Here is a 25,913-nt window from a genome sequence, read left to right on the forward strand (position 1 = left end):
ATCGACGAGCTGATCGAGCTGTTGCGGGACCTGCGGACGGGTGTACCGGCATGTGCGCCGGGTGACGTCATCCACCCATGCCACCCATGCCGCCCGAGCTGTTGACGGCGCCGTGGCCGCCGAGGAAGGAGTGGCTGCGGCCGATCTCGGTGAAGCCGCGCCGGACGTACCAGTCCCGGGGCCAGTCGGAGGCGTCCGCGAGCAGGAAGAGCTGGGGGATTCCGGCAGCGGCTGCCAGCGCCAGACCGGTGGCGAGAAGGGTGCCGCCGTGGCCCTGACCGCGGTACGGCTCGGCGGTGACCAGGTCCTCCAGCTGGGCCAGCCCGGTGGTCCGGTCGAGATACAGGTCGGCCCAGGCGGCGACGTGACCTTCCGGGGTCCTGGCGGCCAGGAAGAGTACCTCCTCCGCACCGCGCAGCCGGGCGGCACGGCGATCGGTGAGCTGCCGGACGAGCTCTTCGTCCTGGAACCAGGCCGACTGCTGCCGGAACACCGCCGCCCGTATGTCGGACAGTGCGGCCGGGCGGGCCGCGGTGCCCGGCAGCGTGCAGTCGGCCGTCGCCCGTGCCAGCACCACGGCGGAGTCGCGGCTGAACCCGGCTGCCGCGAGTGCCGGAGTCGCGTGTTCGCCCAGGGGCCCGTCCAGCACCGTGATCCGGTAGTGCTCGCGCGGCCCGAGGCTGTGAGCTGCCGACCTGGACAACGCCGCGGGATCGGCGTCCGGCGCGTCGACGATCAGTTGGTTGTGCTCCTGGGAAAGCGGGAACTCCGGGTCGCGGACGGCGAAGGCGCCCGGCAGTTCGACGGTCTCGGCGGCCTGGCGGCGGGCGAAGGCGGCGCGGAAGGCGGTCACGCGTTCGGGCAGAGACAGAGGCAGGGATGGCATCTTGCCATGATTGGCCGCGCGCGTGCCGTTGGACAACGAATGTGCCCTGCCGACGGCGGTCCGGGCTGCCCGGCGGAGCCCGGTCGGGGGGTGTCCCGGCCCCGGCGGGTACCCGCGCGTCCGCCACGGATGCGTCCCCCGCTCGCAGGCCCGAGCCCGGCACCGCCTGTACGGAAGCGAGGGGGACCGGGCCCGTCTCTGGATGCACTGCGGCCCGTCCCGGGGCAGACTGCCGGACAAGGCAGGCGGGCCCGCCCGCACCGCGATCCGGCGGGCCGGGCATCGGCCGGAGGAGGCCGCAGTGATACCGAGACGGGTGCGGCCGGTCCTGATGTCCGCCGGGCTCCTGATATGCGGCGGCCTGTGGTGGTGGGCCGTGCTGCGGCTCGTCCTCGTCCCGGGACAGTCCGGGACGCTGGAAGGCGCGATGGTGGCGGGCGGCTGGGGGCTGAGCCTGCTGCCGGTCCACGTGACGGCGGCCGGGACGAGTGGCCGGACGCCCCCGTACGACGACTCCATATCCGGCCGGCCGTTCCTCCGGTACGTGCGCCGGTGGGGGAGGCGTGGCGTGCGGAGCGAGGGGCGGCCGGGCACGGGGTTCAGGCGGTTGTGGCGGCTTCGACGGCTTCGACGGCTTCGACGATATGGACCGCTTCTACGGGTTCTACGGGTTCTACGGGTTCCGTGGAGACGGCCCGAGCGGTGAGGGCCGCTCGCTGTCCGGGGCGGAGCTGACGTGGGCCGGGCGGTCAGTGCGGGGTGGGGCCCGACTGGCAATGGGGGCACCAGTACGTGGGGCGGTCGGCCTGGTCCGCCTTGCGGACGGGGGCGCGGCAGCGCAGACAGGGGCGACCCGCGCGCCCGTAGACGTACACCGGCTCACGGGTGCGGCTGAGGGCCGCGATCCGGCCGGTGGTGGTGCGGGTGGAGCGGTCGCGGTTCGCGTCCAGCAGCCGGGCGGCGGCGCCCACCAGCCGGGGGAGGAGGGACGTGGGCAGTTCGCCCACCGGGAGCCAGGGGGTGACGCGGGCGAGGAAACAGAGCTCGCACTTGTAGACGTTGCCGATCCCGGCCAGATTGCGCTGGTCGAGCAGTGCCTCGCCGAGCGGGCGGCCCGGGTCGGCGAGCAGATTCGACAGAGCCCGGTCCGCGTCCCAGTCGGGCCCGAGCAGGTCGGGGCCCAGGTGGCCGACCACCTTCTCCTCGTCCGGGGTGCGCAGCAGCTCCAGTACGGGGAGGCGGTAGCCCACCGCGGTGTGGTCGGCGTTGCCGAGGACGGCCCGGATCTCGTACGCCGGACCGCCGCGCCACCGCTCCCCGGGGGCGAAGATCCGCCAGGCTCCGTCCATCCGCAGATGGCTGTGGAGCGTGAGGCCGCCCTCCAGCCGGGTGAGGAGGTGCTTGCCCCTCGGGGTCACGTCGAGGACGGTACGGCCGGTCAGATCGGCGGTGGCGAACCGGGGCACCCGCAGATCGGCGTGGGTGAGCACCCTTCCGGCGAGAGCGGCGTGCAAATGCTTCGCCGTACGCGCGACGGTGTCTCCTTCGGGCATGCCTCCATCATGCGGCAGCGGTGCGGCCCGGCGCGGGTTCGCGGCGGTGCACGGGCGCGGGGGGCCGCGTCAGGCGCGCAGCCGCATCCCCTTCGGGGTGGCGAGGAATCCCGCCGCCTCCAGTACGCGGCCCACCGGCGAGGTCAGCGAGGACACGCCGTTGGTGCGCTCCACGGTGACCGTGCCGAGGGAGCCGGCCTTCGCCGCCGCCGCGAGCGCCTCGGCCGCGGCGCGGAGCGCGGGGGCATCGGGGTCGGAGGGCCAGGCCAGCAGCGACTTGCCGCCCCGCTCCATGTAGAGGGTCAGCTCTCCGTCGACCAGGACCACCAGGGCGCCCGCCTTGCGGCCCGGCTTGTGACCGGCGCCGTCCGGGGACTCGGGCCAGGGCAGCGCCGCGCCGTAGGCGTTGGCCGGGTCGGCCGCCGCCAGCACCACGGCGCGCGGCACACCGCCGGGGTCCCGGCGCTCCCGGGCGGTCGACGCCGCACGCAGCCGGTCCACCGCGCCGTCCATCGCGAACTGCGCGGCCCCGAGCCCCTCGACGACGTAACCACGCCTTGCCTGCCCGTTGTCCTCGAAGGCGGCGAGGATGCGGTACGTCGCCGAGAAACCGCCCTCCACCCCCTCCGCCTGCACCGCGCCCCTGGTGACCACGCCGTGCCGGTCCAGCAGGGTGCGGGCCAGCGCGTGGGCGCGGTGGGTGGGTTCGGGTTCACTCTCGGGCAGCAGCGCCCACCGGCCGGAAACGGTGGGCGGGCCCGTCCGGGAGGCCGGGCGGGCGGCTGCGGTGAGCGAGCCGTACCGGCCGCGCGGCACCGAGCGCCGGGCCCGGTGCGCCGTCGCCCCGGCCGTACGCCCCGAACCGAGGAGTGAGCGCAGCGGCGCCAGCGTGTCGTTGGTGAGCCGCCCCGACCAAGCGAGGTCCCAGAGCACGTCGGCCAGCTGCGTCTCCGAGGCGGAGGGGTGCGTGGTGGCCCGGACCTGATCGGCGATCTGGCGGAAGAAGAGGCCGTACCCGCCCCGGAGCGCGGTCAGCACCGACTCGTGCAGCGCGGTCAGCTCCAGGGGATGGGGCGGGGGCAGCAGCAGGGGGGCGATGTCCGCCGGATAGAGAGCGATCCAGCCGTCCTTGCCGGGGAGGGCGCCCGCCCCGGCCCAGACGACCTCGCCGGTCGTGGTCAGCTCGTCCAGCAGGGCAGGGGTGTATCCGGCGACCCGGCTCGGCAGGATCAGCCGTTCCAGCGCGGAGGCGGGCACCGGTGCGCCCTGCAACTGCTCGACGGCGCGGGCCAGCCCGTCGATGCCCCGCAACCCGTGGCCGTCCAGGTGCTGCCACTGGGGCAGGAAGGTCGCCAGGGCGGCGGGCGGCACGGGCTCCAGCTCGTGGCGGAGCGCCGCGAGGGAACGGCGCCGCAGCCGACGCAGCACGGTGGCGTCGCACCACTCCTGTCCGATGCCCGCCGGATGGAACTCGCCCAGCACGACCCGCCCCGAGGCGGACAGCCGCTGCAGGGCGCCCTCCGTCACCGCCGGACCGAGCCCGAAGCGCTCCGCCGCCCGCGCCGAGGTGAACGGGCCGTGCGTGCGGGCGTACCGGGCGACGAGGTCGCCCAGCGGGTCCTTCACCGGCTCCGTGAACGCCTCTGGCACACCGACCGGAAGGGCGGTGCCCAGCGCGTCCCGCAACCGCCCCGCGTCTTCGACGGCGGCCCAGTGGTCGGCGCCCGCGATCCGGACCTTCAGGGCCCGGCGGGCCGTCTCCAGTTCGGGGGCCCAGGACGGCTCCGCGCCGCGCTCGGCCAGCTCCGCCGGGGTGAGCGGGCCGAGGACCCGCAGAAGGTCCGCGACGCCCTCGACGTCCTTGACCCGTCGCTCCTCGGTCAGCCACTGGAGCTCCTGCTCCAGTTCGGTCAGGACGTCGGCGTCGAGCAGCTCGCGCAGCTCCGCCTGGCCGAGCAGCTCCGCCAGCAGGTGCGAGTCGAGCGAGAGGGCGGCGGCGCGCCGCTCGGCGAGCGGGGAGTCGCCCTCGTACAGGAACTGCGCGACGTAACCGAAGAGCAGCGAGCGTGCGAAGGGGGAGGGCTCGGTGGTGGTGACCTCCACGAGCCGGATGCGGCGCGCTTCGAGGTCTCCCATGAGCTCGGTGAGCCCGGGTACGTCGAACACGTCCTGGAGACATTCGCGGACCGCTTCCAGGACGATCGGGAACGACCCGAACTCGGAGGCCACCTGGAGCAACTGGGCGGCGCGCTGACGCTGCTGCCACAGCGGGGTGCGCTTGCCGGGGCTGCGCCGGGGCAGCAGCAGCGCCCTCGCCGCGCACTCCCGGAAACGCGAGGCGAACAGGGCGGAGCCGCCGACCTGGTCGGTGACGATCTGCTGGACCTCGCCCTTGTCGAAGACGACGTCCGCGGCGCCCACCGGTGCCTGCCCGCTGTCGTAGGCGGCGTCCGGGAGCATGAGTCCCCGATCGGTGGCCGTGCCGCTTCCTTCGTTGGAGCCGCCGGAGCCGCCGTTGCTGCCGGAATCGCCGGGGCCGTCGAAGTCGAGCAGGTCGAGGCTCATCAGGTCCGCGTCCGGCAGCCGCAGCACGATGCCGTCGTCGGCATGCATGACCTGCGCGTCCATGCCGTACCGCTCGGCCAGGCGGGCGGAGAGGGCGAGCGCCCACGGGGCGTGCACCTGCGCGCCGAACGGGGAGTGCACCACGACCCGCCAGTCGCCGAGCTCGTCCCGGAAGCGTTCGACGAGGATCGTCCGGTCGTCCGGGACGTGGCCGCAGGCCCGCCGCTGCTCGTCGAGGTAGGAGAGGATGTTGCCCGCCGCCCAGGCGTCCAGACCCGCGGTGAGCAGCCGGAGCCTGGCGTCCTCCTCGGACAGCCCGCCCAGCTCACGGAGGAACGCGCCCAGCGCGCGGCCCAGCTCCAGCGGGCGCCCGAGCTGATCACCCTTCCAGAACGGCAGCCGCCCCGGCACCCCCGGAGCGGGCGAGACCAGCACCCGGTCCCTGGTGATGTCCTCGATCCGCCAGGACGTGGTGCCGAGCGTGAAGACGTCCCCGACCCGGGACTCGTACACCATCTCCTCGTCCAGCTCGCCGACCCGGCCGCCGCCCTTCTTGGGGTCCGACCCGGCGAGGAAGACGCCGAACAGTCCCCGGTCCGGGATCGTGCCGCCGGACGTGACGGCGAGCCGCTGCGCCCCCGGGCGCCCGGTCACCGTGCCCGCCACCCGGTCCCAGACCACGCGCGGGCGAAGTTCCGCGAAGGCGTCCGAGGGGTAACGGCCCGCCAGCATGTCGAGCACCGCCGTGAACGCCGACTCGGGCAGCGAGGCGAACGGCGCGGCGCGGCGGACCAGGGCCAGCAGGTCGTCCGCCTGCCGGACGTCCAGCGCCACGATCGCCACCAGTTGCTGCGCCAGCACGTCCAGTGGGTTCGACGGCACGCGCAGCGCCTCGATGGCCCCCTCGCGCATCCGCTCGGTCACCACCGCCGCCTGCACGAGGTCGCCCCGGTACTTCGGGAAGACCACGCCCGTCGACACGGCCCCCACCTGGTGGCCCGCCCGGCCCACCCGCTGGAGACCGGAGGCCACCGAGGGCGGGGACTCCACCTGGATCACCAGGTCCACGGCGCCCATGTCGATACCGAGCTCCAGGCTGGAGGTGGCGACGACTGCGGGCAGCCGGCCCGCCTTCAGGTCCTCCTCCACCTGGGCCCGCTGCTCCTTGGAGACCGAGCCGTGGTGTGCGCGGGCCAGCAGCGGCGGGGCGCCCTTCGCTCCGCCCGACTGCGCCATGAGCTCGGCGGGGGAGTGCGCCTCGGGCATGGTCTCGCCGGTCGCGCGTTCGTACGCGATCTCGTTGAGCCGGTTGCAGAGCCGCTCGGCGAGGCGGCGGGAGTTGGCGAAGACGATGGTCGAGCGGTGTGCCTGGACGAGATCGGCGATCCGCTCCTCCACCTGCGGCCAGATCGACGGCTTGTCGCTCTGGCCGTCCGCGCTGTCGGGGGCCGGTGAGCCGCCCAGCTCGCCGAGGTCCTCCACGGGGACGACGACGGAGAGGTCGAACTCCTTGGCCGAGGAGGGCTGCACGATCTCGACCCGGCGCTGCGGAGACAGGAACCGCGCCACCTCGTCGACCGGGCGGACCGTGGCCGACAGCCCGATCCGGCGGGCGGGGCGCGGCAGCAGCTCGTCGAGCCGCTCCAGGCTCAGCGCGAGGTGGGCGCCGCGTTTCGTGCCGGCGACGGCGTGCACTTCGTCGAGGATCACCGTCTCCACCCCGGCGAGGGCGTCCCGCGCAGAGGAGGTCAGCATCAGGAAGAGGGACTCGGGGGTCGTGATCAGGATGTCCGGCGGCTTGGTCACCATGCTCCGGCGCTCGGCCGGGGGCGTGTCGCCGGACCGGATGCCCACCCGGACGTCCGGCTCCGGCAGCCCGAGCCGCACGGATTCCTGACGGATGCCGGTCAGCGGTGAGCGGAGGTTGCGCTCCACGTCGACGGCGAGGGCCTTCAACGGGGAGATGTACAGCACCCGGCAGCGCTTCTTCGCCTCGGCGGGAGGCGGTACGGAGGCGAGCTGGTCGAGGGAGGCCAGAAAGGCCGCCAGGGTCTTGCCGGAGCCGGTCGGCGCGACGACCAGGACGTCCGAGCCCTCCGCGATCGCGGACCAGGCGCCCTCCTGCGCGGCCGTGGGCGCGTGGAAGGCACCCGCGAACCAGCTGCGTGTCGCGGGCGAGAACGATTCCAGGGCAGAGCCGACCATGCCCACCATCGTGCACCCGGCCACTGACATCGGCCGGTGAACACGGTCGGACCTGCGAGAATGCCGGTATGGCGGCAGGCTCGGAGGGTGTAGGGGCGACGAGGGAGTGGGCGCGGCACTGGCGGTACGCCGCCCTGCCCGGTCTCGACCTGCTCCGGGCCCACTACGTCTCTCACACCTTCCCCCGCCACAGCCACGAGGGATACGTCCTCGGAGCGGTCAACCGGGGCATGGAGGACGTCGGGCTCCCCGGCGGCACCCTGCACGCCGGGCCCGGCACCGTGGTGATGATCAACCCCGAGGTGCCGCACACCGCCCGCGCCGGGGTCCCGGAGGGCTGGGCGTACGCCACCCTCTACCCGTCCACCCGGGCCGTGGACTCGGTGGCGGCCGAGGTCACGAACCTGCGGGGCACGGTCGGCTTCGACACCTCCTGTACGGCCGACCCCGAGGCGGGCCGGCTGATACACGAGGTGCACCGGGCCGCCGAACAGGGCAACGCCCTCGCGGCGGACACCCTGCTGCGGGTCGTGCTCGCCCGCCTGCTCGGCCGCCACGGGGGCCTGCTGTCGCCCGCTCCCTCGCTGACCGCCGGGGCCCGCGCGGCGGGCCTCGCCCGGGCCGTGCTGGAGGACCGCCTCACCGCGCCGCCCACGCTGGAGGCGCTGGCGGCGGAGGTCGGTGCGAGCCCCTTCGCGCTGCTGCGCGCCTTCAAGAAGCGCTACGGAATGCCCCCGCACGCCTGGCTCACCAACGCCCGGGTGCGGCGGGCGCGCGAGCTGCTCGACTCGGGAGTGGCCCCCGCCGCGGCCGCCGCCGCGGTGGGCTTCACCGACCAGCCCCACCTGAACCGGCACTTCACCCGGATCGTGGGCGTGCCGCCCGGCGCCTACCAGCGCGAACGCGCAAGAACGTACAAGACCGGGACCCGCCTTCGCCCCTAGATTCGCGGATGTGGCAGAACAGACGACACCCCTCACCTCCGCCGGCCCGGCCGGCGGAACCGGCCCCTCGGGCATACCCGACAGCCCTGGCGCCAGGACGACCGACGCGGCCGTCGTCCGGGACGCGCTCGGCGTCGGCGTAGCCGTCGGGCTCTCCGGATTCGCCTTCGGCGTCACGTCCGCCGGCTCCGGACTCACCCTGCTCCAGACCTGCGCGCTCAGCCTCCTGGTGTTCACCGGCGCCTCCCAGTTCGCCCTGGTCGGGGCCCTCGCGGCGGGCGGCAACCCGTACACCGCGGCGGCCGGGGCCTTCTTCCTCGGCGTGCGCAACGCGTTCTACGGGCTCCGCCTGTCCCAGTTGCTCGCCCTGCCCCGCGCCCTGCGCCCGCTCGCCGCGCACTGGGTGATCGACGAGACCACCGCGGTCACCCTGGCCCAGCCCACCCGGCGGGCCGCGCGCCTCGGGTTCACCGTCACCGGCGTCTCGCTCTACGTGCTCTGGAACCTCACCACGCTCGCGGGCGCGCTCGGCGCGGAAAGGCTCGGCGACACGGACGCGTGGGGGCTGGACGCCGCCGGACCGGCCGTGTTCCTGGCGCTGCTCGCGCCCATGCTCACCAGCACCACGGAACGCGTCACGGCGGCGCTCGCCGTCGTCCTCGCCCTCGGCCTGCTGCCCGTCCTGCCCGCCGGGGTACCGGTCCTGCTCGCCGGAGTCTCCGCCCCCCTCGTGCTCTTCCTCAAGGGGCGCGCGGGGCGAGGCCCCACGGACGCGGACGTCACCACCACTTCGGGAGCCGGCCGATGAACGTCTGGATCGCCGTCGCGCTCACCGCGGCGGGCTGCTACCTCGCCAAACTCGTCGGGCTCCTGGTGCCCGCCGATGTCCTGGAGCGTCCGCTCGTCCAGCGGCTGGCCGCACTGCTCCCGGTGGCGCTGCTCGCCGCGCTCACCGCGCAGCAGACGTTCGGCGACGGCGTCCGCCTCCTCTTCGACGCCCGCGCGGCCGGGCTCGCGGCGGCGGCGCTCGCCCTGGTGCTGCGCGCGCCGTTCCTGGTCGTCGTGGCCGCCGCGGTCGTCGTCACCGCCGGGGTGCGGGCGCTCGGTTAGCCGGCCGGCGGCGGGCAGTCCTCCGGGGTGCACCCCGGTCACCCCAGGTCACGACCGTGCGCCCGCAGGATCTGGAGGGCGCGCAGGGTGACGAGCGGGCGCCCCTCCAGAGCCGTACCGGGCGCCCACCGCCGCCAGGTGAGTGGCCAGCCGCCGTCCTCCCGCTGCTCGGCCGCGAGGTGGTCCAGGGAGTCGGACAGCTCCTCCTCGGTGAACCATCCGTACGCCAGGGAGGCGGGCGTACGGGCGTAGTCGTACGGGAAGTGGTACTCACCCGGCGCGTATCCGGGCGCCAGGGGGTACTCCTCGCGCCGCCGGGGGTCCAGTACCGCGAGGCGCTGGTCCCGTACCAGCCGCCCCAGCCGCTGGGCCGCGGCGCGCGCCCGCTCACGGTCCGGAGCGCCGTCCAGGAACGCGACGGCCGCCTCGACCTCGTACGGATGCGAGACGGTCAGCGACTCCACGGCCGACCAGCAGAAGTCCGTCGCGCGGAAGAGCCACGCGTGCCAGACCTGGTTGCGGTGCAGCAGGCCGACGACCGGTCCGGTGGCCAGCAACGCGGCGGGCGGATCGTCGACGATCGGGATGAAGGGCGCGGAGGGGTATCCGCGCTGGGAGGGGTGGAGCGCGGGCAGCGCACCTTCCTCGGTGGAGACCGCTGTCAGATAGCGGCAGATCCGGTCCACCCGGGGCCCGTGGCAGCGGCCGACGGAGTCCAGGACGCTCAGCGCGTGCGCGGTGTGCAGGGGCTGGCTCACCGGGCCGCGCAGATCGGGTTCGAGGGCGTGGCCGTAGCCGCCGTCCTCGTTGAGATAGGCGGCGAGCGCGGTCTCGACCGCGTCCGCGTCCCCGTCGAGAAAGTCGTGGGCGAACCTCCGTTGTTCGAGTACTCGGGCCGTGAGCCAGATGAACTGCTCGGCGCGGGCCAGGGGACGTGCTGCGGTTCCGGGCATGGACCGACCGTAGAGCGGAAAGCGCGGGGAGAGGCTCCGGTGTCGGGAGCGCACCCTCAGGAGCGGATACTGGGGTCATGCGGTTGACGATTTTCTGGGAGCGGATGGCCGAGCACTTCGGCGCCGGATACGCGGACTCCTTCGCGCGCGACCACGTGATGGCGGAACTGGACGGACTCACGGTCCATCAGGCGCTCGACGCGGGGTGGGAGACGAAGGACGTCTGGCGGGCGGTCTGCACGGCGATGAGCATTCCCGCCGAGCGGCGCTGAGCACCCCGCCGGCATCCCCGCCGAGCGGCCCCGAGCCATCGGGCCTCCGCCTCTTCGCTGGTTCCGGCCGTCCCCGCCTCTTCGGCGGGGAGTGCCGGGGACGCCCGGCGACAGCGGTGTCCCACCCGTAGGCGAGACTGGTGGGCGTGGCCCCGACAGACGAGACCGTGCAGAACCCGCAGCCCTCCGCCGCGCCTCCCGTTCCCCCGGCCGTACCGCCGGAGCCCCCGGTGGACGGCGGACCCGCACGCATGCCTGCGTGGCTGCCGCGCGCCGTGGTCATGGCACTGGCGCTCTATGCCTGCTTCCGGCTCGGCAGTTGGGCGTTCGACCAGCTCATCGGCCTGCTGGTCAACATCCTCATCGCCTTCTTCCTCGCGCTGGCCATAGAGCCCGCGGTCGGCCGCATGGCCGCACGGGGGATGCGGCGGGGCCTGGCGACCTTCCTCGTCTTCACCGTCGTGTTCATCCTGAGCATCGGGTTCATCGTCCTGCTGGGCTCGATGCTCGCCGGGCAGATCGTGGACATGTTCGACGAGTTCCCGAAGTACCTCGATTCGGTGATCAAGTGGGTCAACCAGACGTTCCACACGGAACTCTCCCGGGTCGACGTCCAGGACAGCCTGCTGCACTCGGACTGGCTCCAGAAGTACGTGCAGAACAGTGCCACCGGGGTCCTCGACGTCTCCACCACCGTCCTCGGGGGCCTGTTCCGGCTGCTGACGATCTTCCTGTTCTCCTTCTACTTCGCGGCCGACGGGCCCCGGCTGCGCCGCGGGCTCTGCTCCGTACTGCCGCCCTCGCGTCAGGCCGAGGTGCTGCGGGCCTGGGAGATCGCGGTCGACAAGACCGGCGGCTACCTCTACTCGCGCGGTCTGATGGCGCTCATCTCCGGCATCGCGCACTACATCCTGCTCGTCGTGCTCGGAGTGCCCTACGCGCCGGCGCTCGCCGTCTGGGTCGGCCTGGTCTCCCAGTTCATCCCGACCATCGGCACGTACCTCGCGGGCGCCCTGCCGATGCTGATCGCGTTCACCGTCGACCCCTGGTACGCGCTGTGGGTGCTCGGCTTCGTCGTGATCTACCAGCAGTTCGAGAACTACGTACTGCAGCCGAAGCTGACGTCGAAGACCGTGGACATCCACCCGGCGGTGGCCTTCGGATCGGTGATCGCCGGTACGGCCCTGCTCGGCGCGGTCGGCGCGCTGATCGCGATCCCGGCGGTGGCCACGCTCCAGGCGTTCCTCGGCGCGTACGTGAAGCGGTACGCGGTCACCGACGATCCCCGGGTGGGCGGCGGCGGCAGCAGCCGGCAGCGCGTGGAACCGGTCTGGTCACGGGTGCGCCGTCTGACGCGTGGGCACGCCGGCCGGAGCACGGACGACCCGCGCGAGGACCGTACGGACGGGTCCGGCGGCTTTGGCGAGGACGGCGGTACGGGGCACGGGGGTCCCGATCCGCGATAGCCGGTGACGCGGGCGTGGGGACATGTCGGCGGCGGAGGGGAATGGCCGGCGTCGGCAGGGCGAGCGAGGCACTGATCGCCGAACGGGACGATCTGGCCGGCAGCGTGACCGAAGCCCTGGTGACGGCCTGGTTCCCCGTGCATCGGGACGTCAACCGGGCCCCCGCCGTCATGCGGGGAGCACTGGTCCCTGCGGACCCGGGAGACGACTTTCGGGGAGGGATCTTCGTGGACCGGCTGCCCGATCCGTCACTCGCCCCTGACGCGCTGGACATCGTGCGGCGGGGTGAGACCTCCTCGCCGGCGCTCCGGCAGTTCGCTCCGGTGACGGAGCGGATGTACGCGACGTCGATCGCGATTCCCGGATCCGCCGGCTTCCGGGCCGGTGACGCCGATGACGACATGAGCCCCTTCCTGATCCGCGTCGAAGAATGATCGCGAGGAGGTAGGCCCCTACCGGCCGTCGAGTCCCTGGGCGCCCGCCTCCGCGGCAGGGCTCGGCGGTACCGGGCTCGGTACCGGGCTCGGCGGGAGTCGCCAGCCGCCGCCGCGGTCCTCCTTCGACCAACGGGCGACCAGGTCGGGGACGTGCAGCCTGCAGGCCAGCGCGGTGGCGGACCGGAAGGCGTCGATCGCCCGCTGGGTCGTCGGCAGGCCCACGCGCAGGACACGCGGGTTCACCTGGGCCTGGATCTCGTCGACGAAGGGCCGCAGCACGGTGTCGTAGTTCGCCAGCGCGGTCGGCAGGTCGTCCGGATGCCGGTTGATCTCACCCGCCAGGACGTAGGCGCCGACCAGACCGCCCGAGACGCCCATGCCGCTGTAGGGGGAGGCGCAGTGCGCGGCGTCACCGGCCAGCACCACGCGGCCCTCGGACCAGGTGCCGGTGCGTACCTGGAGGATCTCCTGGGAGTAGAAGAAGGGGCTCTCCCGCATGCCCGCGACGAAGCGCTCCGTCTGCCAGCCGGCGTCGCGGAATCTGCCGGCCCAGAACTCCCGCTGACGCTCGACGGGCTCCCGGTGGACGGCCGACGCCTCCTCGGACTCCTCCCGCAGCACGAAGTACACCTGGGTCTCGGTCGGGTTGTGGCTGCGCCGCATGATCTGACGACCGCCCGGGACCATGTAGGTGTCCCGGATGGCGCCGTCGGACGCGGAGCGTGGGACGAACCAGTAGGCCATGTGGATGCCCACCCGCCAGTACGGGTCGGAGCCCTCCGGGAGGATCGCCCGCCGGATGCGCGAGCCCTGCCCGTCCGCGCCGACCAAGAGGTCGAACTCCCCGGTCGATCCGTCGGAGAACCGCGCGACGACCTTGTGCTCGTCCTGCTCGAAGCCGTCCACGCTCAGGCCGAACACCTGACGCACGTCGTCCTTGGTCGCGTCGGCGAGGATGCGCACCAGGTCACCGCGCATGATCTCGTACTCGGACGTCAGGGTCTGCCGGCCCCGGCCGGAGGTGTTGGCCATGATCGTCGCCCTCGCCCTGCCCCGGGAGTCCACGAAGGCGACCCCCGGCTCGTCCACGAGCTCGGCGCGGACCGCGTCGAGGAGCCCCATGCGCTCGATCGCCTCGATTCCCTGGCCCCGGAGGTCCACCTGCGCACCGGTGGCCCGTAGGGCAGGGAAGCGTTCCGCCACGGTCACCCGGTGGCCGCCCCGGGCGAGCCAGTAGGCCAGCGCCTGCCCCGCGATCCCCCCACCGGCGACGAGGACCCGCAGGGCCCGCGCTCCCGATCCCCGCTTCATGGCCGTCATGGATGTCACGGGCGTCGCCGTCATGGCCCACCTCAAAATCTATCGGTGAATGGTTCTTCGCCAGATTCATCTATCGGCGATAGATTGTCAACGTGACGAAGATGAACCGAGAGACCGTGGTCGCCGAAGCGCTCGGCCTGCTCGACGAAGTCGGGCTGGATGCCGTCAGTACCCGGCGGCTGGCGAAGCGCCTGGGCGTCGAGCAGCCCTCGCTCTACTGGCACTTCCGCACCAAGCGGGAGCTCCTCGACGCCATGGCGGCGGCAGCCATGGAGCCCCACGCGACGGCTCCGCTCCCCGTGGGCGGCGAAGACTGGCGGGCCTGGTTCCCGGACAACACGCGCAGCTTCCGGCGTGCCCTGCTGGCGCGCCGCGACGGCGCGCGGCTGCACGCCGGCAGCACCCCCGTGGGGGATCTCGACCGGATTCGCCACAAGATGGACTTCCTCACGGCTTCCGGCGTCCCGGAGCGCGACGCGCAGATGGCGATGCTGGCCGCGAGCCGCTTCACGGTCGGCAGCGTCCTGGAGGAGCAGGCGGACGGCGCGGACGGTGCGCCGGGTGCGGCCGGGGGGCTTCCGGCCGACGTGCCCCGGATCGGTCACGAGGCGGCCTTCGAGGCCGGGCTCGCCCTCATCCTCGACGGCCTGGCGCGGCGCGTGGGGGAGTAGCGGCGGCGTCCGGGTTCTGTGGCCGGCGTCGCGCTGCCGGGTGCTCCCGCCCCGGTGGCTCCATGACTTCGGTCACGGTCCTTCGGTGTCCGGAAGGCCCCGAAGTGCACCCTGGGGGTGGGGGTATTCCGTGGTGCGGGGCCTTCCTCGGCCGGACGCGGGCGGGCGGCGTGGCGCGCTTGACACCAAAATCGAACATCCATTCTCATGACATCCGGGCCCGGGTTTCCCGGGCTCGGCCGTGGAGTTATCCACAGGCCGGGAGGACGTCGAGGCCCATTGTCAGTGGCAGGGGTTAGCGTCTTTGACGTGAAGCGATCGACTCAAGCAAATCGGGTGGAACCCATGGCAGGTAACGACCGCGAGAAGGCGCTGGACGCCGCTCTCGCACAAATCGAGCGCCAATTCGGCAAGGGCGCGGTCATGCGCCTCGGCGAGCGGCCGAACGAGCCCATCGAGGTGATCCCCACCGGATCCACCGCGCTCGACGTGGCCCTCGGCGTCGGCGGTCTGCCGCGCGGCCGTGTGGTGGAGGTGTACGGCCCGGAGTCCTCCGGCAAGACGACCCTGACCCTGCACGCCGTGGCCAACGCGCAGCGGCTCGGCGGCCAGGTGGCGTTCATCGACGCCGAGCACGCGCTCGACCCGGAGTACGCCAAGAAGCTCGGCGTCGACATCGACAACCTGATCCTCTCCCAGCCGGACAACGGCGAGCAGGCGCTGGAAATCGTGGACATGCTGGTCCGCTCCGGTGCGCTCGACCTGATCGTCATCGACTCCGTGGCGGCCCTGGTGCCCCGTGCGGAGATCGAGGGCGAGATGGGTGACTCGCACGTGGGTCTCCAGGCCCGTCTGATGAGCCAGGCGCTCCGCAAGATCACCAGCGCGCTCAACCAGTCCAAGACCACCGCGATCTTCATCAACCAGCTCCGCGAGAAGATCGGCGTGATGTTCGGCTCGCCGGAGACCACGACCGGTGGCCGCGCGCTGAAGTTCTACGCCTCGGTCCGTCTGGACATCCGCCGCATCGAGACGCTCAAGGACGGCACCGACGCGGTCGGCAACCGCACCCGCGTCAAGGTCGTCAAGAACAAGGTCGCGCCGCCGTTCAAGCAGGCCGAGTTCGACATCCTCTACGGTCAGGGCATCAGCCGCGAGGGCGGTCTGATCGACATGGGCGTGGAGCACGGCTTCGTCCGCAAGGCCGGCGCCTGGTACACGTACGAGGGCGACCAGCTCGGCCAGGGCAAGGAGAACGCCCGCAACTTCCTCAAGGACAACCCCGATCTCGCCAACGAGATCGAGAAGAAGATCCTGGAGAAGCTCGGCGTCGGTGTCCGCCCGGAGAGCACCGACGCTCCGGCGGCCGGTACGGACGCGACGGACGCCGCGACCGCCGGGGCTGCCGACAGCACCACGAAGCCGGCGACCACGGCTGCGGCGGCCAAGGCCAAGGCCGCCAAGACCGCCGCGGCGGCCAAGAGCTAGTCCCGTGACACGGCGTACGGAGTGGTCTGAACCGACCCCCGGATTCGGTGTGGAGCCCTACCCGTGGCAGGCGGGCGGCTTCGCGGACGGACCGGAGAGCGGGCCGGAGCCGGACACCGAGGCGGAATTTCGTTCCGGAGCCCGTCGGGGGGCGGGCCCGGGGACGGGATTCGGCGGCGGTGCGGGATTCGGCGAGGGGGCGAGTCGACGCTCCCGTTCCAGGAGCAGCGGATCCCCTTCCTCGTCGAGGGCCGAGAAGGGGGAGCCGCGAGACCCGGTCGAGCAGGCGCGCGACATCTGTCTGCGCCTGCTCACCGGGACTCCGCGGACCCGCAAGCAGCTCGCGGACGCGCTGCGCAAGCGGGAGATCCCCGACGAGGCGGCCGAGGAGGTGCTGTCCCGCTTCGAGGACGTGGGTCTGATCGACGACGCGGCGTTCGCGGGCTCCTGGGTGGAGTCCCGGCACCACGGCCGAGGTCTGGCCCGCCGGGCGCTCGCACGCGAGCTCCGCACCAAGGGCGTCGACTCCGCGGTGATCGACGAAGCGATCGGGCAGCTCGACCCCGAGCGGGAAGAGGAGACCGCCCGCGAACTGGTCGAGCGCAAGCTCCGCTCCACGCGAGGGCTCGACCGGGACAAGCGCCTGCGCCGCCTCGCCGGAATGCTCGCCCGCAAGGGATACGGAGAGGGCATGGCCCTGCGCGTGGTGCGCCAGGCGCTGGAGGCCGAGGGGGAAGACACCGAGGGCCTGGACGAGCCGTTCTGACGTGCCCGCAGGGAAGGTCGTTCGTGGCTGTGGCTGTGGCTGTGGCTGTGGCTGTGGCTGTGGCTGTGGTCGGGCGGGGCCGGCCCCTGATCGGTCCACTGCCGCCCGGCGGCAGGCGGCTCCGGCGAGGGACCGGTGGCGGCGGGCCTCCGGTCGGCGACGGTCAGTGGCCGGCCAGAGAGGCGCGCCGGATGGTGGCGTCGATCAGGGCGAGAGCGTCGGCGGCCGTGCGGCCGGGGGCCCGGTTCCAGGGACCGATCAGATCGGTCCAGCCCTGCGAGCGCAGCTCGGTGATCATCCACGCCCCGGCCCGGTCCACGGTTTCGGCGGAGCCGTAACCGAGCCGGTGCGCCGTGAGCATCGCCCCGCACACGCAGCGGGCGCCGCGGGCGTTGCGCAGCCGGTACGGCGTGTTCTGCCAGCCCCACTCCGTCAGGATCTGCCGCGCGTACGCCAGGTGAACCGAGGGGCGTACATCGCTCCGGCCGACGCGCCGCCAGGAGTGGAGCCGGTCCGGCAGCATCGCGCCGAGCCGTCCGGGGAGGCGCCGCTCGGCGGGGAAAGCGGCGGGCAGGGCGCGCAGGGACTCCGCGACGAGGTGATCGACGGGCACGGAGAGCAGCCCGCGCCAGTGCTCGGGCGAGCGCGTCGGCAACGCCTCGGTGGGGCTGGTCCCGGGGCTGATCCGGGTGGGGTCGGTGCGGGCGGTGCGGGCGGTGCCGGCAGGCCGGAGCCGTACGGGCTCGGGGGCCGAGCGGTCCCAGCCGGTCACGATCCGCCGCCAGGTCTCCGATTCCTGCAGGCGGGACGCCTGGAGGTCGAGTTCGTCCGGGGTGAGGACGGGGGAGTCCAGGGAGTCCATGTCCATCAGCACGCCATCTCCGTACACATCGGCCTCGTGGTGCATGAGGCGAATGTCCGGCCTGCGCGGGGACCGCTCCACCGGGGAGCGGCCGTTCGGGTAGCTCCGGGAGAGGGTGTGCCTGCGAACGGGGGCCCGTGCGGAGCGGACCGTGATGCGGACCGAGCGTGGTGCGAGCCGACGAAGGCGCTGCCGGCCGGAGCGGACTGCCGCTCTCAGGCGGACGGGACCACGTTCCAGACCGCCGGCAGCTCGCCGTCGCAGAAGACACGGACGAAGTGGTCTTCGCGGACGATGTTGTGCTCCTGGCAGCCGGGGCAGCGACGGAGCACCACCTCGTGGGTGAAGCCGTCCGGCCGGGCGAGCCCCGCACGGTCCAGGGCCCGTGCGACGGCGGGCCAGGAGCTGACATCGGGGCAGTAGCCGGTCGACTGGTTGCTGATGTCGTCCACGGCCCACCCGTCCGTATCACGAGTGAAGCCGATCTCGCCCGCGCCGAGCACGGCCTCCCCGCCGGCGCAGGCCACGTGTTCGCTGCGGCGCGGGGCCAGTCGCAGGGTGCCGTCACCGCCGACGACGAAGGTGAACGGCTCCCGCAGCTCCGACGCCGGACACCGGGCCACCCAGTGGTCGAAATCGACGGCCGAGGCGATCGGGCAGCCGGAGCCGGGGGACGGGCCGCCGCCCGGCGGTACACCCCCGGCCGTACTACCTCCGGCCGTACCACCTCCGGCCGTACTACCTCCGGCCGTACCACCTCCGGCCGTACCACCTCCGGCCGTACCACCTCCGGCCGTACCACCTCCGGCCGTACCACCTCCAGCCAGGACCGCCGCCAACAGCCCGGGCGGTCCCACGTAGCGGTAGCTCCGTTCGGATGCGTTCACCATGACACCGTCACACCATGAGGCCGTCACACCATGAGGCCGTCATGAAGAGGAGGCCACCACCGGAAGCCCGGCGGCCCGCCATGCCTGGAAGCCGCCGGTCAGGTCGGTGGCCCGGGTCAGGCCCAGCCCGTGGAGCGAGGCCACGGCGAGACTGGAGGCGTACCCCTCGTTGCAGACGATCACGATCCGCAGGTCGTGGCTCACCGCCTGCTCCGCGCGGTGACTGCCCCACGGATCGAGCCGCCACTCCAGTTCGTTGCGTTCCACGACCAGCGCGCCGGGGATCAGACCGTCGCGCTCGCGCAGGGCGGCGTAACGGATGTCGACCAGCAGGGCGCCCTCCGCAGCCTCCACGGCGGCCCTTTCCGGGCCGATCCGCTCGTAGTTCTGCCTTACCCGTTCGAGGAACTCGTCGATTCCGACCGGTACGACCGGTACGACCGGTACGACCGGTACGACCGGTACGGAGGCGGAGTCGTCGGCCGCCGGGCTGATGGTGGGGCGCTCGCTCACTGCCAGTCCTCCGGAACCTCGGTCTGCTCCAGCCGGAGCACCGCTCCCGTTCGGCTGTAGCGGCGGATGCGGGGCAGCGGCGGGTAATAGGCGTGCACGGAGACCGCGTGCTCGGAGGTGGACTCGTTCAGCACCTCGTGCACGTGGTGGCGGCCGAACGCGCGGCCCTGACCTGCCGTCAACTCGCGGCTCCGGTCGAGGTCTTCGGTCAGTTCCAGTGTCTTCCACCCGTCGGTGGGCAGCCGGGCGGCCAGCGAGTGTTCCTTGAGGGCCCCGGAAGCGGTGAGGAACGCGCCGACCGAATCCGCGTGGTCGTGCCAGCCGGTGCCGGTGCCCGGTGGCCAGCCGATCAGCCAGGCCTCGCTGCCCGCGGGGCCATCCAGCCGCACCCAGGTGCGGCCCTCGGGATCGAGCGGCAGGGAGGCGATCAACTCGGCGTCGGCCGCGGTCCGGCGGGCGAAATCGAGCAGTTCCGCCACGGTCGGAGCGGACTGGGCGGCGACGCCGGACGGTACTGCCGCGGTCGGTGCGGCCTGGGTGGGCACGCCGTCGGTGGCAACGGGGCCGGCAGGTGCGAGCGGTGCGGAGGATGGCGTGGGCACGGAAGAAGCGGGGAGCACAGACACGATGACCGTCCTGAGAGTTCGCGTGAAGGCGCGCGCCGGTGCGAAGGCAGCACGGCGCGGCGGGGAAGGCGAGTCAGCAGGAAGGGCGACACACGCAGCCCGCGTAGCGGACGAGGTCCATATGGACCCTCCGCCACAGGCGTACGCAGGTGTCGTCGGTCATGTTCTGGAGTACACCACGCGTGTCCACGCGGGTCAATTGAGCGTGGCGGCCCTCTCGGGGCGCGCGGAAGCGCGCGGGGTCGAGTCGTCGTCCGCGCGGGAAGCGCCGGGCGCCCCGCCCCGCGCCGCGTCCGCCGCGTCGAAGAGTTCCGCCGGCCGCACCCCGGCGAACGCGGCCACCAGATGCCCGTCCGGCCTGATCAGCAGCACCGTGTGGGCTGCCGCCCCCGGATAGCTCTCCGTGACGAGGAGTTCGCTCTCCACCGGGAGGGCGTGCACGGCTTCCGCGAGACGGGGCATCACACCCGCCGTCATCCAGTGGCGTCGGTCCCAGACGCCCGTGCCCGGGGCGACCAGGACGACCAGGAACCGGCCGCGCCCCAGCCGGGCCCGCAGTCGCACGGATGTTCCGTCCGGAGCGGTCGCCCACGCTTCGGTGACCGGCGCACCGGGGGGCGTACCGACCGCGATGTGCGCCTGGGCGTGCTGTGGTGCGAGGGGGGAGTGCGCGTACGAAGGGGGCGCGCCGAGCGGGCCGTGGCCGAGATGCGCGTCGAAGAGCAGCGCGTCGTGCCCGCGTGCGCCGCCCGCCACCAAGGTCCGCAGGCCTCCGCCGCCGCGCAGTATCGGCAGCGACTGGTCGGCGGCGCGCAGCCGGGCGGCCACGGCGGCCCGGCGCTCGGCCTGGTAGCTGTCGAGCAGTAGTTCGGATGCTCCGTGGTGCCAGGCCCGGGCCAGTTTCCACGCCAGGTTCTCGGCGTCCCGCAGGCCCTCGTCCACGCCCTGGGTGCCCAGCGCGCCCAGAAGGTGGGCGGCGTCCCCGGCGAGGAACGCCCGCTTCACCCGCCAGCGCAGGGCGAGCCGGTGGTGGACCGTGTAGACGCCGGTGTCCAGCAGTTCGTACGGCGGGGTCTCCCCGCACCAGCCGGCCAGCGTCTCCCGGATGCGGGTGATCAGCGCTTCGGGGGTGACCAGTTCACCCCCCGGCGGGAGCAGCCAGTCGAGCCGCCAGACCCCGCCCGGCAGTGGACGTGCCGTCACCTCGGTGCCTACCGACCGCCACGGCGGCTGACGGTGCAGCACGGCCTCGCCGGGCCAGGGAAGTTCGACCCGCAGGGCGGCGACGGCGTGGCGCTCCACGGCGGTCCGGCCGGGGAACCTGATGTCCAGGAGCTTGCGCACGGTGGACCGGGCGCCGTCGCATCCGACCAGGTGACTCCCGCGCCACCAGGTCGCGTCGGGGCCCTTGGTGTGCACGGTGACCCCGGAGGCGTCCTGCTCCAGGGTGTCGATCCGGCTGAGCGGCACGAGCCTGATCAGATCGTGCGCGGCCACGGCGGCCCGCAGGCCCCGGGTGAGTGCGTGCTGCGGCAGATGGACGGGCGCGGCCGGCGATCCGCTTCCCGGGCCCTCACCGAGCCGCACCTCTCGTACCAGTTGGTTCCGGCGGAGGGAACGCCAGCCGGACCAGCTCAGCGACGCGCGGTCGGGAGTGGCGCAGCCGAGCCGCATGACCAGGCCGGCGGTGTCCTCGCGCAGCACCACTGTGCGGGCGGGGCGCGGCTCGTCCTTGCCGAGCCCCTCGTCGAGGAGCACGGACGGCACGCCGTGCGCCGCCAGGGCGAGGGCGAGCGTCAGACCGACGGGTCCGGCGCCGACGACGATCACCGGGTCCACGGCGCACACCCTCCGGCTCGAACGGTCATGCGGAACCTGGCAGTCGAGGCGGTCGGAGAGTCGATCCACAGGCCACGTTCCAGCGGGAGCCGTACGAGGAGCGGAATGCGCAGATCCGGGCGCTCGGGCAGATGCACGTCGCCGAGCCGCAGGGCCCAGGGCTCTCCGGACACGGCGCGGTGGGCGTGCCAGACGGGGCTGTCCCAGCCGGCGCAGGGGGCGGGGAGCGCGGGCTCCACCACCTCGGACTCGGCCACCAGCTGTGCGAGGTCCCGGTCGAGCGCCTCCTGGGCGCGGCCGACCAGCTCGTCGTGTTTCACCCGGGCCGCCTCGCGCGCGGTGTCTCCCGCCCCGCCGATGCGGTTGCGCGGATCGGAGAGGGCGCGGTCGAGTTCCTCCTCCAGCCGCGCCTGGGCGAAGGCGACGGCGCCCCGGTAGGCGGCGGCGCTCCGGGCCAGGTCCTCGAACATGCCCCAGACCTGGTTGTAGAGCCGCTCGTCCAGGGAGTGCCCGGCGGCGTCCCCGGCCACCGGCGCGGCGGGGCCGGAGGGGGCGGATCGCGCGTCCGGGGTGGACGACGGGGTCGGGCCCGAGGGCACGGTCGGGGCAGCCGGGCCCGACGGCGCGGTCGGGGCGGTCCGGCGGCGCGGGTGGGCGTAGTCGATCCGGCCGCCGGGCGGCACCACCACAGCGTCCGCCACGTCTTCGGCCCCGGCCACCGCTCCGCCTGGTATCGCAGGGGGTCCCGGCGGGGCCGGAACGAGCGGTCCGGCCGCCGCCTCCAGGATCGTGGCGGCCAGCTCCGTCGCCCCGCTCAGCCCTTGGTCGGCGAGCATGCCCGCGAGCCCGGAGGAGTAGCCCTGGCCGACGGCGCGTACCTTCCAGGCGCCTGCGCGGCGGTAGAACTCCAGAGCGCCGACGGCGGACTCGGCATCCAGCCCGGTGAGGGTGAAGTCGGCGATGGCGGTGCCCTCGGGCCCGGTGACGGACACGAAGGGGGCGGCCACCGCGCCGAAGCCGGTGGGTGCGCCGGGCGTCCCGGGCAGAGCCAGCAGCACGGTGACGCGGTGCACCTCCCCGGGCAGCGCGTCGAGGTCGAGGCCGAGCCGGTGTTCACAGGCGGCCTGCCGGGGCACTTCGACGCCGGGCAGCCCGGGCTCCCCCGGGTGGGCGACCCATGCGGCTCCCCGTACGGTGCCCTGCTCGTCGGCGAGGGTGGCCCCGGCCACGACGGGCGAGCCCACCGACACCCGGACCTCCAGACGGGTCGAGGGCAACGGGTGGTTCTGCCCCCGGACGAGTTCGGCCGTCATGTGCCCTGTCCCCTTGCTGCGTGACCGTGGCGGTGCGTGAGCGCGTGATGGGTGCGTCCCGCCGGGGTCCGTCCCGGGGTACGCGCGACTCCCGGCGGCAGAAGCCTCCGGGAGTCGCGTGGGCCTGTGAAGGCCCTGGGGGTCCGTACGGTCCCGCCGGGGCCGGTCCCGCCCCGCGCGCGGCGGGAGGGCACGGGCGGCGGGTGGCCCGTCAGAGGTGCGGCAGGATCGCCGGCATCAGGTCCTGGAAGGTGCGGCCGTTGGCCGGGTTGCCGAGGGCGGTCATCTGCCAGCCGCTGCCGGAACGGTGCACCTTCGCCATGATCTGGGCGGTGTACTGGCCGCCGCCGTCGAGGGTGTAACGGGCCAGCTCCTGGCCGTTGGTCTCGTCGACGATGCGGCAGAAGGCGTTCTGTACTTCCTGGAACGTCTGCCCGGTGAAGCTGTTCACCGTGAAGACGATCTGGTCGATGTGGACCGGCACCCTCGCCAGGTCCACCAGGATCGCCTCGTCGTCGCCGCCCGATCCGGCGCCGCCCACGAGGTTGTCACCGGTGTGCTTGACCGAGCCGTCGTCGCTGACGAGGTGGCGGAAGAACACCACGTCGACCGGCTGCTTGTCGGCGAACAGGACCGCCGAGGCGTCCAGGTCGATCTCCCGGGTCCGCGATCCGAAGAGGCCGCGGCGCGGTGCCGCCTGCCATCCGAGCCCCATCCGCACCGCGGTCAGGGTTCCCCCGTCCTGCTTCTGCAGACTGATCGCCTGACCCTTGGTCATGTTGACCGTCACGCGCTGTCCCCTCTCCGCGTCGCTCCACGTCGTGCTCCGCAACCGTCCGTGTGCGGTTTCCCCCGACCCTACGCATCACGCCCGTGCCGGACGCCGATCCGGTGCGTTCTGTGTCGTTCTTGCAACACAGAAGGGGCCCCGGAGTCATCACGGCGCACACGCTCCCCGCGCGTCAGGCGATCCCCGCCTCCTTCATCTGCCGTAGCTCCTTCTTCAGCTCACCCACCTCGTCGCGCAGGCGTGCGGCGACCTCGAACTGGAGGTCGGCGGCGGCGGCCCGCATCCGCTCGGTCATCTCCTCGATGATCCCGGAGAGCTCCTCGGCAGGCCGGTCGCTGGTCACCGCACCCCTGGCACGGGCCTTCCCGGCGTCCGCCTTGGCCTCCCCCGCCGCCTTGCCCGCCTTCCCGCCGAGCGCCGGCACCGGGGCCTTGGCGCCCTTGGTCTGCCGGTAGCCGGTCCCGAGGAGCTGCTCGGTGTCGACCTCCTCGCGGGCGATGGAGGCGACGATGTCGTTGATCTTCTTGCGCAGCGGCTGCGGGTCGATGCCGCGCTCGGTGTTGTAGGCGATCTGCTTCTCGCGGCGCCGGTTGGTCTCGTCGATGGCCCGCGCCATGGCGGGCGTGACCTTGTCCGCGTACATGTGGACCTGGCCGGAGACGTTACGCGCCGCGCGTCCGATGGTCTGGATGAGCGAGGTCGCGGAGCGCAGGAACCCCTGCTTGTCGGCGTCGAGGATCGCGACCAGCGAGACCTCGGGCAGGTCGAGACCCTCGCGCAGGAGGTTGATGCCGACCAGTACGTCGTACTCGCCGGAGCGCAGTTCACGCAGCAGCTCGATGCGGCGCAGGGTGTCGACGTCGCTGTGGAGGTATCTGACCTGGATGCCGAGTTCGAGGAAGTAGTCGGTGAGGTCCTCGGACATCTTCTTGGTGAGCGTGGTGACGAGGACCCGCTCGTCGCGTTCGGTGCGGACACGGATCTCGTGGACGAGGTCGTCGATCTGGCCCTCGGTGGGCTTGACGACGATCTCCGGGTCGACCAGTCCGGTCGGGCGGATGATCTGTTCGACGAAGCCGTCGCCGCGCGAGAGCTCGTAGTTTCCCGGAGTGGCGGAGAGGTAGACGGTCTGACCGATCCGCTCCTGGAACTCCTCCCACTTCAGGGGGCGGTTGTCCAGGGCGGACGGCAGCCGGAACCCGTGGTCGACGAGGGTCCGCTTGCGGGAGGCGTCGCCCTCGTACATCGCGCCGATCTGCGGCACGGTGACGTGGGACTCGTCGAGCACCAGCAGGAAGTCCTCGGGGAAGTAGTCGAGGAGGGTGTTCGGGGCGGTGCCGGGCGAGCGGCCGTCGAAGTGCATCGAGTAGTTCTCCACGCCGGAGCAGGTGCCGATCTGGCGGAGCATCTCGATGTCGTAGGTGGTGCGCATGCGCAGGCGCTGGGCCTCCAGCATCTTGCCCTGCTTCTCCATGGAAGCCAGCCGCTCCTCCAGCTCCTGCTCGATGCCGGTGATCGCCTTCTCCATGCGCTCGGGACCGGCGACGTAGTGGGTCGCGGGGAAGACGTGCAGCGAGGTGTCCTCGCTGATCACCTCGCCGGTGAGCGGGTGGAGGGTGGAGAGCGCCTCGATCTCGTCGCCGAACATCTCGATGCGGACGGCGAGCTCCTCGTAGACCGGGAAGATCTCGATGGTGTCGCCGCGCACCCGGAAGGTGCCGCGGGTGAAGGCGAGGTCGTTGCGGGTGTACTGGATCTCGACGAACCGGCGGAGCAGCTGGTCACGGTCCACCTCGTCGCCGACCTTGAGCTGGATCATGCGGTCGACGTACTCCTGCGGGGTACCGAGGCCGTAGATGCAGGAGACGGACGCGACGACGACGACGTCCCGCCGGGTGAGCAGGGAGTTCGTCGCGGAGTGGCGCAGCCGCTCGACCTCCTCGTTGATCGAGGAGTCCTTCTCGATGTAGGTGTCCGACTGCGGGACGTACGCCTCGGGCTGGTAGTAGTCGTAGTACGAGACGAAGTACTCGACCGCGTTGTTGGGCAGCAGTTCGCGGAACTCGTTGGCCAGCTGGGCCGCCAGCGTCTTGTTGGGCGCCATGACGAGGGTCGGCCGCTGGAGCTTCTCGATCATCCAGGCGGTGGTCGCCGATTTACCGGTGCCGGTCGCGCCGAGCAGGACGACATCCTTCTCACCTGCTCGAATGCGCTTGTCGAGCTCGGCGATGGCCGTCGGCTGGTCGCCGCTGGGCTGGTAGGGACTGACGACCTCGAAAGGCGCCACCGAACGTTCGATCTTCGAAACGGGCCGCATGCATCAACCGTACGACCCGACACTGACAACGGCGGCCGGTCTGGCGCGTGTTCGCCGCAGGTGTCCTCTTCCACCTCTCCATCGCCGTGATGATGGGACTGTGGAGCTTCGCCCTGGCCATGATCGG

Annotated in this window: 22 protein-coding genes and 1 pseudogene; 9 read left to right on the plus strand and 14 right to left on the minus strand. The window is 72.8% G+C overall.

Annotation, left to right across the window (positions count from 1 at the left end; genetic code table 11):
- Window positions 1-67: 67 nt before the first annotated feature.
- The 3 genes from ACWD3D_RS13085 to ACWD3D_RS13095 all read right to left on the minus strand — a co-directional run bounded on the left by ACWD3D_RS13085 (window position 68) and on the right by ACWD3D_RS13095 (window position 7,209).
- Window positions 68-886 (minus strand): GNAT family N-acetyltransferase, encoded by an 819-nt coding sequence (locus ACWD3D_RS13085; RefSeq protein WP_451460971.1) that lies wholly within the window; start codon window positions 884-886, stop codon window positions 68-70.
- Window positions 887-1,635: 749 nt separating this feature from the next.
- Window positions 1,636-2,439 (minus strand): Fpg/Nei family DNA glycosylase, encoded by an 804-nt coding sequence (locus tag ACWD3D_RS13090; RefSeq protein ID WP_451460972.1) that lies wholly within the window; start codon window positions 2,437-2,439, stop codon window positions 1,636-1,638.
- Window positions 2,440-2,508: 69 nt separating this feature from the next.
- Entirely contained in the window at window positions 2,509-7,209 is a 4,701-nt protein-coding gene (locus ACWD3D_RS13095) for a DEAD/DEAH box helicase (RefSeq protein WP_451460973.1), read from the minus strand.
- Window positions 7,210-7,277: 68 nt separating this feature from the next.
- Between ACWD3D_RS13095 and ACWD3D_RS13100 the strand changes: the two genes are divergently transcribed.
- The 3 genes from ACWD3D_RS13100 to ACWD3D_RS13110 are packed head-to-tail and all read left to right on the plus strand — an operon-like array spanning window position 7,278 to window position 9,263.
- Complete coding sequence (locus ACWD3D_RS13100; RefSeq protein ID WP_451460974.1) at window positions 7,278-8,153, plus strand: AraC family transcriptional regulator; 876 nt, start codon at window positions 7,278-7,280, stop codon at window positions 8,151-8,153.
- 10 nt (window positions 8,154-8,163) lie between these two features.
- Window positions 8,164-8,961, plus strand: coding sequence for an AzlC family ABC transporter permease (locus tag ACWD3D_RS13105; RefSeq protein WP_451460975.1), 798 nt, complete (start codon window positions 8,164-8,166; stop codon window positions 8,959-8,961).
- Window positions 8,958-9,263, plus strand: coding sequence for an AzlD domain-containing protein (locus ACWD3D_RS13110; RefSeq protein WP_451460976.1), 306 nt, complete (start codon window positions 8,958-8,960; stop codon window positions 9,261-9,263). The genes ACWD3D_RS13105 and ACWD3D_RS13110 overlap by 4 nt, the downstream gene beginning before the upstream one ends.
- 38 nt (window positions 9,264-9,301) lie before the next feature.
- On the opposite strand, the gene ACWD3D_RS13115 is transcribed toward ACWD3D_RS13110, so the two are convergent.
- The gene (locus tag ACWD3D_RS13115) at window positions 9,302-10,216 is read right to left on the minus strand and encodes a hypothetical protein (protein ID WP_451460977.1); all 915 of its coding nucleotides are present in this window, start codon (window positions 10,214-10,216) and stop codon (window positions 9,302-9,304) included.
- A gap of 77 nt (window positions 10,217-10,293) precedes the next feature.
- Between ACWD3D_RS13115 and ACWD3D_RS13120 the strand changes: the two genes are divergently transcribed.
- The 3 genes from ACWD3D_RS13120 (at window position 10,294) to ACWD3D_RS13130 (ending at window position 12,388) form a co-directional block, all read left to right on the plus strand.
- Window positions 10,294-10,488: a DUF3046 domain-containing protein gene (locus ACWD3D_RS13120; RefSeq protein ID WP_451460978.1), complete on the plus strand. Its 195-nt coding sequence runs from the start codon at window positions 10,294-10,296 to the stop codon at window positions 10,486-10,488.
- A gap of 251 nt (window positions 10,489-10,739) precedes the next feature.
- Window positions 10,740-11,954, plus strand: coding sequence for an AI-2E family transporter (locus ACWD3D_RS13125; protein ID WP_451460987.1), 1,215 nt, complete (start codon window positions 10,740-10,742; stop codon window positions 11,952-11,954).
- Window positions 11,955-11,995: 41 nt separating this feature from the next.
- Complete coding sequence (locus ACWD3D_RS13130; RefSeq protein ID WP_451460979.1) at window positions 11,996-12,388, plus strand: hypothetical protein; 393 nt, start codon at window positions 11,996-11,998, stop codon at window positions 12,386-12,388.
- Window positions 12,389-12,406: 18 nt separating this feature from the next.
- Here ACWD3D_RS13130 and ACWD3D_RS13135 read toward each other — a convergent pair whose 3' ends face one another.
- A complete protein-coding gene (locus tag ACWD3D_RS13135) occupies window positions 12,407-13,735 on the minus strand; it encodes an FAD-dependent monooxygenase (protein WP_451460980.1) in 1,329 nt (442 codons plus the stop codon).
- Window positions 13,736-13,812: 77 nt separating this feature from the next.
- Between ACWD3D_RS13135 and ACWD3D_RS13140 the strand changes: the two genes are divergently transcribed.
- The 3 genes from ACWD3D_RS13140 (at window position 13,813) to recX (ending at window position 16,636) form a co-directional block, all read left to right on the plus strand.
- Window positions 13,813-14,382, plus strand: coding sequence for a TetR/AcrR family transcriptional regulator C-terminal domain-containing protein (locus tag ACWD3D_RS13140; RefSeq protein WP_451460988.1), 570 nt, complete (start codon window positions 13,813-13,815; stop codon window positions 14,380-14,382).
- A gap of 345 nt (window positions 14,383-14,727) precedes the next feature.
- The gene (recA, locus tag ACWD3D_RS13145; RefSeq protein WP_451460981.1) at window positions 14,728-15,870 is read left to right on the plus strand and encodes a recombinase RecA; all 1,143 of its coding nucleotides are present in this window, start codon (window positions 14,728-14,730) and stop codon (window positions 15,868-15,870) included.
- A gap of 4 nt (window positions 15,871-15,874) precedes the next feature.
- Complete coding sequence (gene recX / locus ACWD3D_RS13150; RefSeq protein WP_451460982.1) at window positions 15,875-16,636, plus strand: recombination regulator RecX; 762 nt, start codon at window positions 15,875-15,877, stop codon at window positions 16,634-16,636.
- A gap of 163 nt (window positions 16,637-16,799) precedes the next feature.
- On the opposite strand, the gene ACWD3D_RS13155 is transcribed toward recX, so the two are convergent.
- The 9 genes and pseudogenes from ACWD3D_RS13155 to uvrB form a co-directional block, all read right to left on the minus strand.
- Entirely contained in the window at window positions 16,800-17,543 is a 744-nt protein-coding gene (locus tag ACWD3D_RS13155; protein ID WP_451460983.1) for a DUF6197 family protein, read from the minus strand.
- A 170-nt stretch (window positions 17,544-17,713) separates the two neighbouring features.
- The gene (locus ACWD3D_RS13160) at window positions 17,714-18,151 is read right to left on the minus strand and encodes a hypothetical protein (protein WP_451460989.1); all 438 of its coding nucleotides are present in this window, start codon (window positions 18,149-18,151) and stop codon (window positions 17,714-17,716) included.
- A 276-nt stretch (window positions 18,152-18,427) separates the two neighbouring features.
- Window positions 18,428-18,805 (minus strand): rhodanese-like domain-containing protein, encoded by a 378-nt coding sequence (locus ACWD3D_RS13165; RefSeq protein ID WP_451460990.1) that lies wholly within the window; start codon window positions 18,803-18,805, stop codon window positions 18,428-18,430.
- A gap of 92 nt (window positions 18,806-18,897) precedes the next feature.
- Window positions 18,898-19,446 (minus strand): cysteine dioxygenase, encoded by a 549-nt coding sequence (locus tag ACWD3D_RS13170; protein WP_451460991.1) that lies wholly within the window; start codon window positions 19,444-19,446, stop codon window positions 18,898-18,900.
- 154 nt (window positions 19,447-19,600) lie between these two features.
- Entirely contained in the window at window positions 19,601-19,690 is a 90-nt protein-coding gene (locus ACWD3D_RS13175) for a putative leader peptide (RefSeq protein ID WP_328719044.1), read from the minus strand.
- 32 nt (window positions 19,691-19,722) lie between these two features.
- Window positions 19,723-21,366: an FAD-dependent monooxygenase gene (locus ACWD3D_RS13180; protein WP_451460984.1), complete on the minus strand. Its 1,644-nt coding sequence runs from the start codon at window positions 21,364-21,366 to the stop codon at window positions 19,723-19,725.
- Between the two features lie 38 nt (window positions 21,367-21,404).
- Window positions 21,405-22,679 (minus strand): annotated as a pseudogene (locus ACWD3D_RS13185) (TerD family protein); the annotation flags it as partial.
- A gap of 211 nt (window positions 22,680-22,890) precedes the next feature.
- Entirely contained in the window at window positions 22,891-23,469 is a 579-nt protein-coding gene (locus ACWD3D_RS13190) for a TerD family protein (protein WP_451460985.1), read from the minus strand.
- A gap of 172 nt (window positions 23,470-23,641) precedes the next feature.
- A complete protein-coding gene (gene uvrB / locus ACWD3D_RS13195; protein ID WP_451460986.1) occupies window positions 23,642-25,786 on the minus strand; it encodes an excinuclease ABC subunit UvrB in 2,145 nt (714 codons plus the stop codon).
- Window positions 25,787-25,913: the final 127 nt, after the last annotated feature.

This window comes from Streptomyces sp. NPDC002690 (assembly GCF_053592415.1).

Excerpts from the sequence above, each read along its gene's own strand:
- ACWD3D_RS13085 (WP_451460971.1), bottom strand. The coding sequence starts at position 886 with ATGCCATCCCTGCCTCTGTCTCTGCCCGAACGCGTGACCGCCTTCCGC.
- ACWD3D_RS13090 (WP_451460972.1), bottom strand. The coding sequence starts at position 2,439 with ATGCCCGAAGGAGACACCGTCGCGCGTACGGCGAAGCATTTGCACGCC.
- ACWD3D_RS13095 (WP_451460973.1), bottom strand. The coding sequence starts at position 7,209 with ATGGTCGGCTCTGCCCTGGAATCGTTCTCGCCCGCGACACGCAGCTGG.
- ACWD3D_RS13100 (WP_451460974.1), top strand. The coding sequence starts at position 7,278 with ATGGCGGCAGGCTCGGAGGGTGTAGGGGCGACGAGGGAGTGGGCGCGG.
- ACWD3D_RS13110 (WP_451460976.1), top strand. The coding sequence starts at position 8,958 with ATGAACGTCTGGATCGCCGTCGCGCTCACCGCGGCGGGCTGCTACCTC.
- ACWD3D_RS13115 (WP_451460977.1), bottom strand. The coding sequence starts at position 10,216 with ATGCCCGGAACCGCAGCACGTCCCCTGGCCCGCGCCGAGCAGTTCATC.
- ACWD3D_RS13120 (WP_451460978.1), top strand. The coding sequence starts at position 10,294 with ATGCGGTTGACGATTTTCTGGGAGCGGATGGCCGAGCACTTCGGCGCC.
- ACWD3D_RS13125 (WP_451460987.1), top strand. The coding sequence starts at position 10,740 with ATGCCTGCGTGGCTGCCGCGCGCCGTGGTCATGGCACTGGCGCTCTAT.
- ACWD3D_RS13130 (WP_451460979.1), top strand. The coding sequence starts at position 11,996 with ATGGCCGGCGTCGGCAGGGCGAGCGAGGCACTGATCGCCGAACGGGAC.
- ACWD3D_RS13135 (WP_451460980.1), bottom strand. The coding sequence starts at position 13,735 with ATGACGGCGACGCCCGTGACATCCATGACGGCCATGAAGCGGGGATCG.
- ACWD3D_RS13140 (WP_451460988.1), top strand. The coding sequence starts at position 13,813 with ATGAACCGAGAGACCGTGGTCGCCGAAGCGCTCGGCCTGCTCGACGAA.
- recA (WP_451460981.1), top strand. The coding sequence starts at position 14,728 with ATGGCAGGTAACGACCGCGAGAAGGCGCTGGACGCCGCTCTCGCACAA.
- ACWD3D_RS13155 (WP_451460983.1), bottom strand. The coding sequence starts at position 17,543 with ATGCACCACGAGGCCGATGTGTACGGAGATGGCGTGCTGATGGACATG.
- ACWD3D_RS13175 (WP_328719044.1), bottom strand. The coding sequence starts at position 19,690 with ATGACCGACGACACCTGCGTACGCCTGTGGCGGAGGGTCCATATGGAC.
- uvrB (WP_451460986.1), bottom strand. The coding sequence starts at position 25,786 with ATGCGGCCCGTTTCGAAGATCGAACGTTCGGTGGCGCCTTTCGAGGTC.